The organism is Hyphococcus sp. (genome assembly GCF_965228385.1).
Taxonomy (GTDB): Bacteria; Pseudomonadota; Alphaproteobacteria; order Caulobacterales; family Parvularculaceae; genus Hyphococcus.
In genome coordinates this window covers 3,056,771-3,069,891 of sequence record NZ_OZ245810.1, presented here as the reverse complement: position 1 = coordinate 3,069,891, position 13,121 = coordinate 3,056,771, and the positions used below count along the sequence as shown (strand labels likewise).

14 protein-coding genes are annotated in these 13,121 nt (G+C 57.4%); 12 read left to right on the top strand and 2 right to left on the bottom strand.

Annotated elements, in window-relative coordinates; all coding sequences use genetic code 11:
• Window positions 1–87: 87 nt before the first annotated feature.
• Window positions 88–1,197, top strand: coding sequence for a ferritin-like domain-containing protein (locus ACQK2Q_RS14255; protein WP_425410410.1), 1,110 nt, complete (start codon window positions 88–90; stop codon window positions 1,195–1,197).
• 12 nt (window positions 1,198–1,209) lie between these two features.
• On the opposite strand, the gene ACQK2Q_RS14250 is transcribed toward ACQK2Q_RS14255, so the two are convergent.
• Complete coding sequence (locus tag ACQK2Q_RS14250; protein WP_425410409.1) at window positions 1,210–1,971, bottom strand: DUF1223 domain-containing protein; 762 nt, start codon at window positions 1,969–1,971, stop codon at window positions 1,210–1,212.
• Window positions 1,972–2,138: 167 nt separating this feature from the next.
• Here ACQK2Q_RS14250 and miaB point away from each other — a divergent pair, with 167 nt between their 5' ends.
• The 7 genes from miaB (at window position 2,139) to metK (ending at window position 9,336) form a co-directional block, all read left to right on the top strand.
• Window positions 2,139–3,518, top strand: a complete 1,380-nt coding sequence (miaB, locus tag ACQK2Q_RS14245; protein WP_425410408.1) for a tRNA (N6-isopentenyl adenosine(37)-C2)-methylthiotransferase MiaB — start codon at window positions 2,139–2,141, stop codon at window positions 3,516–3,518.
• Complete coding sequence (locus ACQK2Q_RS14240) at window positions 3,515–4,495, top strand: PhoH family protein (RefSeq protein WP_425410407.1); 981 nt, start codon at window positions 3,515–3,517, stop codon at window positions 4,493–4,495. The genes miaB and ACQK2Q_RS14240 overlap by 4 nt, the downstream gene beginning before the upstream one ends.
• Window positions 4,492–4,941 carry an rRNA maturation RNase YbeY gene (gene ybeY / locus ACQK2Q_RS14235; RefSeq protein ID WP_425410406.1) on the top strand — a complete coding sequence of 150 codons (450 nt, stop codon included), beginning with the start codon at window positions 4,492–4,494 and terminating at the stop codon, window positions 4,939–4,941. Before ACQK2Q_RS14240 ends, ybeY begins: the two co-directional genes overlap by 4 nt.
• 12 nt (window positions 4,942–4,953) lie before the next feature.
• Window positions 4,954–5,853 (top strand): hemolysin family protein, encoded by a 900-nt coding sequence (locus tag ACQK2Q_RS14230; protein WP_425410405.1) that lies wholly within the window; start codon window positions 4,954–4,956, stop codon window positions 5,851–5,853.
• Between the two features lie 7 nt (window positions 5,854–5,860).
• On the top strand, window positions 5,861–7,477 hold the full coding sequence (lnt, locus tag ACQK2Q_RS14225) for an apolipoprotein N-acyltransferase (RefSeq protein ID WP_425410404.1): 1,617 nt from the start codon (window positions 5,861–5,863) through the stop codon (window positions 7,475–7,477).
• A gap of 87 nt (window positions 7,478–7,564) precedes the next feature.
• Window positions 7,565–8,005, top strand: coding sequence for a helix-turn-helix domain-containing protein (locus tag ACQK2Q_RS14220; RefSeq protein ID WP_425410403.1), 441 nt, complete (start codon window positions 7,565–7,567; stop codon window positions 8,003–8,005).
• Window positions 8,006–8,109: 104 nt separating this feature from the next.
• A complete protein-coding gene (metK, locus tag ACQK2Q_RS14215) occupies window positions 8,110–9,336 on the top strand; it encodes a methionine adenosyltransferase (protein WP_425410402.1) in 1,227 nt (408 codons plus the stop codon).
• 3 nt (window positions 9,337–9,339) lie between these two features.
• Here metK and ACQK2Q_RS14210 read toward each other — a convergent pair whose 3' ends face one another.
• Window positions 9,340–9,891, bottom strand: coding sequence for a PAS domain-containing protein (locus tag ACQK2Q_RS14210; protein ID WP_425410401.1), 552 nt, complete (start codon window positions 9,889–9,891; stop codon window positions 9,340–9,342).
• Window positions 9,892–10,135: 244 nt separating this feature from the next.
• On the opposite strand from ACQK2Q_RS14210, the gene ACQK2Q_RS14205 reads away from it, so the two are divergent.
• From ACQK2Q_RS14205 to ACQK2Q_RS14190, 4 genes are all read left to right on the top strand, one after another.
• Entirely contained in the window at window positions 10,136–10,621 is a 486-nt protein-coding gene (locus tag ACQK2Q_RS14205; protein ID WP_425410400.1) for a hypothetical protein, read from the top strand.
• Between the two features lie 51 nt (window positions 10,622–10,672).
• The gene (trmB, locus tag ACQK2Q_RS14200) at window positions 10,673–11,359 is read left to right on the top strand and encodes a tRNA (guanosine(46)-N7)-methyltransferase TrmB (protein WP_425410399.1); all 687 of its coding nucleotides are present in this window, start codon (window positions 10,673–10,675) and stop codon (window positions 11,357–11,359) included.
• Window positions 11,360–11,438: 79 nt separating this feature from the next.
• Window positions 11,439–12,719, top strand: a complete 1,281-nt coding sequence (locus tag ACQK2Q_RS14195; protein ID WP_425410398.1) for an alpha/beta hydrolase — start codon at window positions 11,439–11,441, stop codon at window positions 12,717–12,719.
• A gap of 74 nt (window positions 12,720–12,793) precedes the next feature.
• Window positions 12,794–12,985, top strand: a complete 192-nt coding sequence (locus tag ACQK2Q_RS14190; protein ID WP_425410397.1) for a CsbD family protein — start codon at window positions 12,794–12,796, stop codon at window positions 12,983–12,985.
• Window positions 12,986–13,121 lie beyond the last annotated feature (136 nt).

Genomic DNA, 13,121 nt, shown 5'->3' with positions numbered 1-13,121 from the left:
AGTGTACTAACTGGTGTTTCAGCTGTTTGCGGCTCGCCTGGAACCTGAGAAAAAAAAGCCGCTATAGCCATATCGTCTGGGAGAAACATGATGGCGTCACTTCGCGAGCTTTATCCGATCCCCGAAATCGATACCTGCTGGACCGTTCCGCAGGAATTCGAGGCGGCGTTTGACTGGGAATATGACGACGGCCGCAAGCAGATGATGCACCTCTATCAAAAGGGCAAGGACATGCAGTGGGATGCGCTGGACCGCATCGACTGGTCGCTTGAGCTTGATCCCGATAACCCCATGGAACTGCCGGACGAGTTAAGCGGCATTTATCACACGCCGGTCTGGGGGAAGTTCAACGATAAGGAAAAGGCTGAATTCCGCCGTCTTATGCAATCCTGGACCATGTCGCAATTCATGCAGGGCGAGCAGGCGGCGCTGATCTGCGCGGCGAAAATCGTGCAGCAGGTGCCGGACCTTGATGCGAAGTTTTACGCATCGACACAGGTCATGGACGAGGCGAGGCACGTAGAGGCCTACAAGAAATATCTCGGGATCATGGGCGTCGCCTATCCGATGACCAAACCGCTGCAGACGCTGGTCGATCAGGCGCTGCGCGATTCGCGTTGGGACATGACATATCTGGCGATGCAGGTCGTCATCGAGGGGCTGGCGCTCGCGGCGTTCGGGAATATCCGCGACATTTCGAAAAACCAGCTCTCACAACAGGTCAACGCCTATGTGATGGAGGACGAGTCCCGTCACGTGGCGTTCGGGCGCCTAACTCTGAAAGAATATTATCCGCATCTGACGCAGGCCGAGCGCGATGAGCGCGAAGAATTTCTGGTAGAAGCGTGTTACCACATGCGCGACCGGTTCGAAGCGCGCGAGCTTTACGAACATCTCGATTTACCGGTGGACGAGGTCGTTGAAGCGCAGAAAAATTCTGAATTTCAGCGTCATTTCCGCTCCATGCTGTTTCAGCGAATTGTGCCTATAGTACGCGATATCGGTCTGTGGTCTGATAAAATCCAGGCGGCCTATGCGGAAATGGGCGTCATCGGTTTTGCTGAAACGAATTACGATGAACTTTCACAAAATGACGAAAAGCGCGCCGAGGAATTTGACGACATCAACAAGCGCAAACGCCAGGACTATGTTGAGGGCGTCGCTGCTCTGGGCGCGTCCGGCGTCGCCGCCGAGTAGATATCAGCGCGCTCACGACGGGCAATAGGCCGCCGCGATAATGCGCGCCTGCGTGGGCTCCTGGATGATCAAGGCGCAGCCATCGCCTGCGGCGGGCCGTTCAGCAGTAAAGACGTCCCCGCGTTTCAACACCACGCCGAGCGGCCGTACGCCAGTTACGACATGGGCGTTGTCAAACGTCTTGCCTGCGTTCTCGCCCCTGGGGATGTCTGTTGAAACCCGCTTTTTAAACGTTACCAGCATTGCATTGCCGCCATTGTCGCTTTCGCCGACGTCAAATAAAAATGCGTTCCCTTCCACAGAAGTCTTGATCGCCGTACGGCCATCGCGTTTTGACGCGGCGTCGATAAGGGTCTCTATTTTGGCTTTGGAGGAGCCGACAGTTTCCCACCCACCGTCAATTATGACCTGCGGCGTATAAACGGAGCTGCGGTTGCGAATATGCATATTGTAGGTTTTCTGGCGGACAGTGTAGGCGGCTTGTGAGTAAGGGTCGGCCCATTGGCCCTGTTTCGTATTGAGCCGGTTCCAGTAATCCACGTGCCAGCTCAACGCGACAACGTCTTCGCGCGCCGCCAAACCCGGCATCAGCTTTGCGGCGGCGGTGCAAGAGCTGCACGCCTGTGAGAGAAACATCTCCACAAGGACCGGCGTCTCAGCCGGGGAAGAGGAACCGGCTTGGGCCCGCGCAGCATTCTGCGCAAGGCTTGCGCCATGCAGGAGAGGCAGGCCCGCGCCCGCCAGGATCACCAAACGAAAACAAGACAACTTCATACAACGCATCCTCAAGAGAACAGTACGCATTCCCTTCCCGCGCCTTATTTGCGCCGCCGCCATTATGGGTTCAAACCACTGTTTGTCACAAGCGCGAGAGCCCTGACGATTGCATCGCGGGCTTTAGCCCCCTAAATAGCGCGTTCCCAACACTAAAGACGCGTAAAATGACCGAGACACGGCGAAAACAAGGTAAATCCGTATTCATCCGCACCTATGGCTGCCAGATGAATGTCTATGATTCCGAGCGGATGGCCGGTTTGCTGAAACCTTTGGGGTATGGCCTCGCTGACGCGCCTGATGATGCGGATCTGGTGATTTTGAACACCTGCCATATTCGGGAAAAAGCGGCGGAAAAGGTCTATTCCGAACTCGGACGATTAAAGAAAATGAAATCCGAAAAAGCGCGCGCCGGCGGCGATATGAAAATCGCCGTCGCAGGTTGTGTGGCCCAGGCGGAAGGTCCGGAAATCACGGCGCGCGCTCGCCATGTCGATATGGTTGTGGGCCCGCAGGCCTATCACCGCCTTCCGGAGCTGCTTGCCCGCGCTGCGCGCGATGACGGGGACATTCTGGAAACCGATTTCGCGGTGGATGAAAAATTCGATCGCCTCGCCAAACGCAGCGCAGATGGACCCACAGCGTTTCTTACTATCCAGGAAGGTTGCGACAAATTCTGCACTTTCTGCGTCGTGCCTTATACGCGCGGGGCGGAGGTTTCGCGCGGCGTCGACGCCATCGTCGCTGAAGCGCGCGCGCTTGCCGCGCAAGGGGTCCGTGAAATTACGCTGCTTGGTCAGAACGTTAACGCGTGGCGCTCTGCGGCGCCGTCGGGCGAGTCCGGCGCGCGCTGGGGTCTCGGGGAATTGTGCCGGCATCTGGCGAAGATCGACGGCATCGAGCGCATCCGTTTCACCACCTCGCACCCCCGCGATATGGATGACGGTCTGATCGCCGCGCTGGGCGAAGAAACCAAGCTGATGCCTTATCTGCACCTGCCGGTGCAGGCGGGATCTGATAAAATCCTGAAGGCTATGAATCGCGGCCATACCGCCGCGCACTACATCCGCCAAATAGAGCAAATCCGCGCCGCGCGGCCAGACATTGCGATTTCGGGGGACTTTATCGTTGGTTTCCCAGGCGAAACGAATGAGGATTTTGAAGGCACATTGGCCCTTGTTGAAGAAATTGGCTATGCGTCGGCTTATTCCTTCAAATATTCGCGCCGCCCCGGCACGCCGGGCGCAGTCATGCCCAAACAGGTCGCTGAGCCCGAAAAAGACGAACGGCTTGCGCGATTACAGACGCTTCTGGAGGCCCAGCGGCGTGATTTTAATCAGCGACAGATTGGCGGCGTTTTACCGGTGCTTTTTGAAAAACCCGGGCGTCACGAAGGCCAGCTCATTGGCCGGTCGCCATATTTGCAAAGCGTTCATGTAACAGCGCCACAATCCATGCTAGGCTCAATCGCGCCGGTGAGGATAGACGATACGACCCCGAACGCATTGGCCGGCGTACTGGTTAAACAGGGTGAGGCGGCCGCTTGAGCGAACAAAACCCCGCGGGCGACATCGAACATATCGATTTTGACGACAATCGCCTTGTCGCCGGCCTTTCCGGCGAGCATGACGCCCATCTTTCCATTCTCGAAGACAGTCTCGGCGTGAGGATTGACCCGCGTGGCAATCATTTTGCCGTAACGGGGCCGCCTTCCGCGCGGGCCCGCGCCATTGCAGCGCTGTCTTCGCTGTATGACCGGTTGGAACGCGGCCAGCATGTCGGCGTGGGCGAGGTGCGCGCCGCTGCGAAGCTGAGCGATGCGCCGGAAGCGGTAAAAGCCGTAACGCCTTCGATAAAAACCCCAAAACGGCTCATATCCGCCAGAACGCCCAATCAGGCCGCTTACATGGCCGCGCTTGACGGGCATGATTTGACATTCGGCGTCGGTCCCGCCGGCACAGGTAAAACATATCTGGCCGTTGCGCATGCGGTGGGAATGCTTTTGTCAGGCCAGGTTGAGCGCGTAATTCTTTCGCGACCGGCGCTCGAAGCGGGGGAGCGTATCGGGTTCTTGCCAGGTGAAATGAAGGAAAAGCTCGATCCCTACATGCGCCCGCTCTACGACGCATTGCATGATATGATGCACACGGACTATGTAGAGCGGCGTATCGCGGCGGGCGACATAGAGATCGCACCGATCGCGTTCATGCGCGGGCGCACGCTGACCCGCGCGGCCGTCATTCTCGATGAAGCGCAAAACGCAACACCGGCGCAAATGAAAATGTTTTTAACGCGCCTTGGCGAAGGCGCGCATATGGCGATTACCGGCGATCCGTCCCAGACGGACCTTCCCGCCGGAGAAATGTCCGGCCTCGCTGATGCGCTGGGCGTTCTTTCCGGCGTAAAAGGGGTCGCGGAGGTGCGGTTCCAGGCAGGCGACGTTGTGCGCCATCCGCTGGTGTCCCGTATTATCAAAGCCTACGACAGACGCGCCGAACACCGTCCGCCGCACACAAAGCCATGATTGAGACCATCATCGAAGACGATGCGTGGCGTGATGCGCTGCCGGACGCGCAAGAAATCGCTGCGCGCTGCCAGACGGCGGCCGCGGCGTTCGAGCCCGAGACAATGCGGGAAATCGCGGTTTTATGGTGCGACGACGCCGTGATTGCGAACCTGAATGCAAAGTTTCGCAACAAGGCCGGCGCGACGAATGTTTTGTCGTTTCCGTCCGGCGCCGCTGCGGGGTTTTTGGGCGATATTGCGCTCGCCCGGGAAACCTGCATGCGTGAAGCGGTGGAAAAGGACATTGCCTTGCGCGACCATGCGGCCCACCTGATAATTCATGCTATGCTGCATCTTGTCGGGTATGATCACGAAACCGACAATGACGCGATGGTAATGGAAGCGCGTGAACGGGAAATACTGGCGTCGATGCATATTGCGGATCCTTATGACGCTAACGGGTAAAGAATTGAGACGATGAACGGCGAAGAATCAGAAGAAGGCGATAGTCCGCGCGACAGCATGCTGGAGCGCTTGCGTGCGATGATTGGCAAACCGGCGCGCCAGACGGATAATATAGCGGCGGCTATCGAAAACGGCGACGATGACGCCACGCTGACGCTGGATAGAGCGCGCCGGGAAATGATCGAGCGCGTTGTGGCGTTTGACGATAAAAAAGTTTTCGACGTCATGGCGCCGCGGGCGGACGTCGCCGCGGTGGAGATTGATACGCCCATGCAGGAGCTGATCCGGGTGTTCTCCGAAGCCGGTCATTCCCGAATGCCGATCTATCGCGGCGATCTCGATGATCCTGTGGGCATGGTGCACATCAAGGATGTCATCGGGCTTATCGCCGACGACGCCAAACCGCTTCCGACCGAAGGCCCAATCCTTAAATCACTGCGCCGGGACGTTTTATACGTTCCGCCTTCCATGCGGGTGACGGATCTGTTGCTGAGGATGCAGGCGACGCGCATTCATATGGCGCTCGTTATCGATGAATATGGCGGCACGGACGGGCTTGTGACAATTGAAGACCTCGTTGAGGAAATTGTCGGCGAGATCAACGACGAGCACGATGATGACGAATCGCTGGTCATTGCGCCGCTCTCATCTGGCGGCTGGGAGGTGGACGCACGTGTTGAACTGTCGGACTTCGAAGATGAGACAAGCCTTCATCTCCATGCTGATGATGACGACATTGACACCGTGGGCGGATACGCAGTCTCGCTTGCGGGCCGCGTGCCGCAACGAGGCGAAGTCCTGACAACCCCGCACGGATTCGATATTGAAGTGACGGAAGGCGACGCGCGAAAAGTGCGCAAACTGCGCATTCGGCCTTCTGCGGTTCGCACTCATAATAAAGCAGCGGAGTAGCCGCGCGATGAATTTCTGGCGCAAGCCGCTCGCGAAATTCGCCGGCTGGCTAGGCGATGGCGCAATATGGGTTCAGGCGGCGAAGGGCTGGCGCCGGCGGCTCATCGCTTTTTTTGCCGGCGCCGCCGCGGCCTTGTCCATGGCGCCGGTTTATGCACTGCCGCTGCTTGCCGTTGGGTTTACCGTTCTGGTGTTGTTGATCGATGCATCGCAGAACCATGCGCGTGTCAGACTTAGCGCCTTCGCGGCTGGATGGTTTTTCGGATTTGGGTACTTTCTGGCTGGCGTTTACTGGATGTCGTTTTCGCTGTTCGTACAGGCGGACCAGTTCGCCTGGATGGCGCCGTTCGCGATTTTAGGGGTGCCCGCCTTTCTGGCGATTTTCAGCGGGGCGGCATGTGCGGCGGCGGCGGTTTTTTGGCGCTCGGGCTGGTCGCGGGTTTTCTGGTTTGCGGCTGTCTGGGCAGCGGTCGAATATATCAGAGGACATATTTTTACAGGTTTGCCCTGGAACCTTGCGGGTCAGGCTTTTGCCGGCGGCGCCCTCGGCGCACAGACCGCCGCCTGGTATGGCGCATACGGACTAAGCCTGGTCGCTGTCCTGTTGAGCGCGTCGCCGGCGGCGACGTTGTCACAAAACGGCGTGCGTGCGCTGTCGGGAATCGGCCTCATGTTGACGGGCGTCATATTGTTGTTCGCCGTCGGCGCTGTGCGTCTGGCCCTTCCGGAGCCGCAAGGCGATGGCCAAACGCTTGTCCGGATCGTGCAGCCCAACATCCCACAGCGCGAGAAAATCCAGTGGGATATGTGGTCGAAAAATTTCAATCGCCAGCTTGAACATTCAACTGCGCCTGCGCCGCCGGGCGTTCAAACATTTATTATCTGGCCGGAAAACGGCGCGCCTTTGCTGGATGAAGCGACGTCGGCGCTGGCGGTCTTGTCCCGCGATCTGCCTGATCAGTCGGTGCTGATCGCCGGCGCGGTCAGGCGTGAGCGCGATGAAGAAGACGATGAACGGTTTTTTAATTCCATCGCCATTGTTGAAAAAACGCCTGAAGGCATGGCTGTTACGGATCACTATGACAAACATCATCTTGTTCCGCTCGGCGAATATCTTCCGTTTTACGATCTGTTGAAAGCGATCGGCCTCGCGCAACTCACTCCTTACGGAGACGCCGGTTTCATGGCCGGGGGCGGACCGCGCGTGCTTCACGCCGCCGGTTCGGCTTTCGCCCCGATGATTTGCTATGAAGCTATTTTTCCGGGCGCTTCCTATCCGCGTGGCGCGCGTCCGGATTGGCTGGTGGTTGTCACGAATGACGCCTGGTTTGGCGATACGTCAGGCCCGCGCCAGCATCTTGATATGGCGCGATTGCGTTCAGTTGAAGCGGGACTGCCCATGGCGCGCTCCGCCAATACCGGCGTTTCCGCACTGATCGACGGCAAGGGCCGGATATTGGCGCGCCTCAAACTTTACACCGCCGGCAAAATCGATGCGCCCTTGCCGCCGCCGCTGGCGCAGACAATTTATGGGCGATTTGGCGATTGGATATTCCTTGTAATGATGGCCGGATTCATAGGGTTTTCGTTCCATTCAGGCGGGAAAAGGCAACGATCCGGCTAAGCGCAATGTTTGCGCGACCCTGTAATATCCCTATAAAACCGCATGGTGAGAAACAGAAGACCAGAATGGTCTTCATGGGCGGGTATGATGGCGAAGCAGAAAGCGGCGTCCGGCAAAGACAATCCGCATCCTGTGGATGTGTATGTGGGGCAGCGCGTGAAACTGCGCCGTATGGCGATGGGCCTAAGCCAGGAAAAACTTGGCAAGGCGATGGAGCTGACCTTTCAGCAAATTCAAAAATATGAAAAAGGCGCCAATCGTATCAGCGCCAGCAAGCTCTACGAATTGGGGCAGGAACTGGAAGTGCCTATCCAGTTTTTTTATGACGGTTACGGGCCGGAGCCCCACTACGCAGGCGGTTTCGCCGAGACGGAAAACGAAGACCCGTTCATGGAACTGATACAGTCGCCGGAAGGCGTCCAGTTGTGCCGGTATTTCGCCTCGATCAAAGATCCGGATGTGAAAAAACGGGTCCTTGATCTGGTGAAGTCCATTGCTGAAACTGAAGGGGCGGGCAAATCCGCGTGACCGGGGGCGGCGCGCCATCATAGCGTTGGACACGGGCGGGCGTCTTGGGTATAGGCGCTCATATAAACATTTCTTTATATCCCTTTTAGAGGTCGAACGGTTCTATGGCGCGCCAGTCTTATCTATTCACCAGCGAGAGCGTTTCTGAAGGTCACCCGGACAAGGTCTGTGACCGCATCTCCGACGAAATTGTCGATCTCATGTATCGCGAGGCGCAAACAGCGGGGATGAATCCGTGGGATGTGCGTACGGCATGTGAAACGCTGACGACAACGAACAAGGTGGTTATCGCCGGCGAGGTGCGGGCCCCGGAAAACCTGATGGACGGCGCTGGCGGCGTTAATCCGGAAAAATTCATTGCCGCGGCGCGCGATGCAATCAAATCGATTGGTTATGAGCAGGACGGTTTTCACTGGGAGACGGCCGATATTGATGTCCTGCTCCACGGGCAGTCCGCAGATATAGCGCAAGGCGTCGACAAGGCGTCTGACGCCAACGCTGAAGGGGCCGGCGACCAGGGCATCATGTTCGGCTATGCCTGCAGGGAAACGCCCAAATTGATGCCGGCGCCGATATATTACAGCCATAAAATTCTACAGGACCTGGCCGCCGCCCGGCATGCAAAAAACGGCGACGCGGGGCTTTTGGGTCCCGATGCAAAAAGCCAGGTTACGGTGCGTTATCGGAACGGCGAAGCGGTGGAAATTGTGTCCATCGTTCTGTCCACGCAGCATCTCGACTCCAACTGGAACTCAGCGAAAGTGCGCGAGATCGTGGAGCCCTATATTCGCCGCTCCGTCAGCGAGCTCGCCATTGCCGAAGACTGCGTCTGGCACGTTAATCCCACCGGCAAATTCGTAATCGGCGGGCCTGACGGCGACGCCGGCCTGACGGGCCGGAAAATTATCGTCGATACTTATGGCGGCGCCGCGCCGCACGGCGGCGGGGCCTTTTCAGGCAAGGATACGACCAAGGTTGACCGCTCCGCCGCATATGCAGCGCGTTATCTCGCGAAAAATGTGGTTGCGGCGGAACTGGCCGATCGCTGCACAATTCAGCTTTCCTACGCAATCGGCGTCGCCTCGCCATTGTCTGTTTATGTGGATCTGCATGGAACTGGCCGCGTGGAGGAAGAAACTGTCGAGACGGCGATCCGCGAGGTCATGGACTTGTCGCCGTCCGGCATCCGGCGCGCGCTCGATCTGAACAAACCGATTTACGCCCGCACTGCCGCTTACGGCCATTTCGGCAGAGATCCTGAAGCGGATGGCGGATTTTCCTGGGAAAAAACCAATCTTGTGGAAGAGCTCAAGAAAGCGGCGGGTGCGTAGGATTTAAAGGTCGCCGATTAAAGTCTGCACGCCAACAAAAAGGATTGGCGATTTTTCGTCTTTTCTGAAGATCGGCTCAATATTAAGTTTTAGCCGATAAGCGCTGCCGCTTTTTCTGTAATTGACCAATTCGGTTTCGATCGGTTCGCCCGCGTCAAGCGCTTTACGGATTTTCGCGGTTGTATCCGGGTCCGTTTTGGCGCCCTGCAGAAACCGGCAGTTCTTACCGACGACTTCCTTGTTTGCATACTCGCAAAGATCCGTAAATCCGGGCGATACGTATATTAGCGGCATATCGGGAGAGCGTGCGTCGGCGATAGTAAATGAGGGCGGCCCTTCGCGCGTCACTTTTGATTCCAGCACGCCGATTTCACGTGATGTCACTCGCGCCTCGGACATCGTGGCTTCTGTGTTGATTGACCGGCCGATCAATTCGCGTATTGCAGCGGCGCGGGTCGGCATCCGATTATCGAACTGCCACTTGTCGATCTGTTCGATCTCTTCAGGAGCCAGAGATATCTGGATTTTTTCCGTTCGTTTCGACGTCTTGGGCATGTGAAAATTTCTAAGCTTCGCACTTCCAATAGTCATGATGTGGCGCGCCGACAACTGCAATCACGAAAAAGCCTATTTTTGTTGCGGGTTTATTCATGATTTACCATCAGCGCGCGCATGAATTATTGGATAGGCCGCCGCTCTATTCACGATGCAGACGGAAAACTCGTAATTGTCTGTCGAAATTATAAAAGTCCATACGTCATCAGGAAGACGACGTTAGGCAGAAAATGAGAGGTATATAATGCGAATAGGAATAGCTGTGTGCTGCTTTTTGCTGCTGGGCTTACCAGCGCGCGCTGAACGGGCGGATGTGTTTGAAGCCTTTACCGGCGTCTGGGTTTCTGACGGCGACGCGTTTGGCGGTCCCGCTCAGTCGAAAATGATCTGGGAAACCACATTGGACGGAAAGTTCGTCAAGTTGTCCTACCGGATTGACATGCCAAGAGATGAGAGCGCCGCGACCTTTGAAGGCGTCGCCTATTATAGGGCGTCCGATGAAAATGAATGGAACGCGTTCTGGGCCGACAATTCAGGGGCTTTATACTCCATTCGTGCGGAGATTGATGAAAAGGGGGTTCTGTCGCATTGGGGCGTCGAGGGCGGCAAACAGGGGCGGACCCGATACACATTAACCGCGGATGGCGATATTGAGGTGACGGACTGGGTCCATACCCCGGATGGCTGGCGGCAGTTCAATAACAACACTTTCTCGCGCGCGCCGCGATAGATAGTCCAGTCCGGTTGAGGCGCGCATCGCCATCGGATATGTCCGCGGGCGATGCGTGATGCGAAATATATCCCCCGGCTTTACGGCCGTCAGCAGGATAAGCCGCTGAAGCCGCGACAGGCGCGGCTCATGGAAACATTATTGCCGAAAATATCGGTTCCTGATCCCGGCGCTGGAAAAATTGATCTGCAGGAACTTTATCCGCAAGCGGAGGAGTTTCAACTGGAGGTGGGTTTTGGCGGCGGTGAACATCTCGCCTGGCAGGCGGCGCAGCAACCCAAAGCCGGTTTTATAGGCGCAGAGCCGTTCGTGAACGGCGTGGGGAAATTACTCAGCGCCATTGACGATCAAACTCTCGATAATGTGCGCATTCATTTTGGTGATGCGCGGCCGTTGATCGAGGCGCTGCCAGATGCGTCCTTGTCGCGAATTTACGTGCTCCATCCCGATCCGTGGCCCAAAAAACGCCACCACAAACGGCGGATGATATCGCCGTGGTTTTTTCAGGAGGCTGCGCGCCTGATCCGGCCGGGCGGAACTTTCCGCGTGGCGTCCGATATCCGCGATTACATCCGCTGGACGCTGATGCATGCAAGAAACGCCGCTGAGTTTGAATGGACGGCAGAATACGCCGGCGACTGGAAAAACCGGCCTGCAGACTGGCCGCAGACGCGATATGAGGCGAAGGCGGTGCGCGAAGGACGCGCACCGGCCTATCTGATTTTCAGACGAACCTGATTGATCGCGCGGCGCAGCGTCTGGCCGGCTTACGGGGTTTTGACTTGCGCTCTGGCGCACACGCAGGCCAACTGCGCAAATGCGATTTGCTTTCCTGAAACCATTATTGTGCGGGCTTGCCGCCCTCATGGCGCTCACCGGCTGCGCCAAACTCACGCTGGCGTGGACGGACTTGAAGCCAGCCGGCCCCGTAGCGTCGCCTCCCGTAATGGCAGGCATAGACGACAGGAATCGCGAGGCTGCGTTGCAGTCATGGCAAGCGCGCGCGTCGGCGATCCGTCAGGCGCTGCAGCAGGAAATCTATGGCGCCATGCCGGATGATTATGCGCTGAGTGTAAACAGCTACGAAGTGCTGGACGAGGCGGCATTCTCAGGCGCCGGTCGCTTGTCAGAATATACGCTGCAGGCAGACGTAAGTTTTAACGGCGAGCGCGCGACAACCAACGCTTTCTATATGAATGTGGTGACGCCGCGAGACGCGCCGAATGCCCCAGTCATCTTGATGCAAACTTTTTGCCCGCGCTGGGATACAATTCCGCATGCTTCCGTTCAGCGTCCGGATCAGGCGGAAGGCTGTGACGGCGGCGGCGTCCTGACCGGCGTCATGAATTATGTATTCGGGCGATATATCGCGACGCCGCCAATCGAGGAAATTCTGGCGCGCGGCTACGCTATCGCCACGATATTTCCGAGTGAATATGTTCCCGACGAGCGCGAGGAAGGCCTCTCCGTGCTGGCTGATCTGTCAGCGGGGCTGACGCCGGATCGTCAGCGCTGGGGAGCCATTGCGGCCTGGGCGTGGGGCTATTCGCTGATGATCGATGCGCTGGAAGGGCGGGGCGGCGGATCAGGCGGCGTTTATGTGGTTTGGGGGCATTCCCGGTATGGAAAGTCGGCCTTGCTGGCCGCTGCCTTTGATGATCGTATTGACGCTGTCATTGCGCATCAGTCCGGCACGGGCGGCGCCTCTTTGAACAGCCGGAAAAAGGGCGAAAGCGTCAAGGAGATCACGGATAGCTATCCCCACTGGTTCGCCGGCCGGTATGCTGAATTCGCCGGAAATCAAAATGCTATGAGCGTGGACCAGCATCATTTGCTGGCCCTGATCGCGCCGCGGCCAATGTTGCTGGGCAATGCCCGGCGGGACGTCTGGTCCGACCCGAACGGCGCGTTCCGCGCGGCCATGGGCGCCGATCCCGTTTATGAGTTACACGGCCGGCGCGGACTTGCGCAGGAACGGCTGGACCATTGGACGCCGTCGGCGGACATCGCCTTCTGGATCCGGCCGGGCACGCACGGGATCGTCAAGGAAGACTGGCCTGCGTTTCTGGAGTTTCTGGACGCCCATGTGAAAAACTGAAGAATTAATTTTCAACCGGAGAACGAATCTCCGCGCGGCGTGTTTCCTTTAAGTAGCTTGTATAGGAGCACTCAATGGATAAAGAACATGCAAAAGGCGCCGGCAAGGAAGCCGAAGGCCGCGCAAAGAAAGCCGCCGGCGAACTTACGGGAAACGACAAGTTGAAAGGCGAAGGCGAAGCCGACAAGGCGGAAGGCAAAGTCCGCAAGGCGGCTGGCGACGTCAAAGATGCTTTTAAGGACGATAAGAACAAGAAAGCATCATAAAAGGTAAAAAACTGCTTGTTGAATCAACAAACGGCAACCGATTCGGCTGGCGACGAACTTCAAACTCGTCGCCGGCTTTTTGCGTTCCCGCGCAATTTGAACCCGTGACATTTGCCGCCGCCCATGCTTGATCCAT

Coding starts and splice junctions, on each gene's coding strand:
- ACQK2Q_RS14220 (WP_425410403.1), top strand. CDS start 7,565: ATGGCGAAGCAGAAAGCGGCGTCCGGCAAAGACAATCCGCATCCTGTG.
- ACQK2Q_RS14195 (WP_425410398.1), top strand. CDS start 11,439: ATGCGATTTGCTTTCCTGAAACCATTATTGTGCGGGCTTGCCGCCCTC.
- miaB (WP_425410408.1), top strand. CDS start 2,139: ATGACCGAGACACGGCGAAAACAAGGTAAATCCGTATTCATCCGCACC.
- metK (WP_425410402.1), top strand. CDS start 8,110: ATGGCGCGCCAGTCTTATCTATTCACCAGCGAGAGCGTTTCTGAAGGT.
- ACQK2Q_RS14255 (WP_425410410.1), top strand. CDS start 88: ATGATGGCGTCACTTCGCGAGCTTTATCCGATCCCCGAAATCGATACC.
- ACQK2Q_RS14250 (WP_425410409.1), bottom strand. CDS start 1,971: ATGAAGTTGTCTTGTTTTCGTTTGGTGATCCTGGCGGGCGCGGGCCTG.
- ACQK2Q_RS14190 (WP_425410397.1), top strand. CDS start 12,794: ATGGATAAAGAACATGCAAAAGGCGCCGGCAAGGAAGCCGAAGGCCGC.
- ACQK2Q_RS14210 (WP_425410401.1), bottom strand. CDS start 9,891: ATGCCCAAGACGTCGAAACGAACGGAAAAAATCCAGATATCTCTGGCT.
- lnt (WP_425410404.1), top strand. CDS start 5,861: ATGAATTTCTGGCGCAAGCCGCTCGCGAAATTCGCCGGCTGGCTAGGC.
- ACQK2Q_RS14230 (WP_425410405.1), top strand. CDS start 4,954: ATGAACGGCGAAGAATCAGAAGAAGGCGATAGTCCGCGCGACAGCATG.
- ybeY (WP_425410406.1), top strand. CDS start 4,492: ATGATTGAGACCATCATCGAAGACGATGCGTGGCGTGATGCGCTGCCG.
- ACQK2Q_RS14205 (WP_425410400.1), top strand. CDS start 10,136: ATGCGAATAGGAATAGCTGTGTGCTGCTTTTTGCTGCTGGGCTTACCA.
- trmB (WP_425410399.1), top strand. CDS start 10,673: ATGCGTGATGCGAAATATATCCCCCGGCTTTACGGCCGTCAGCAGGAT.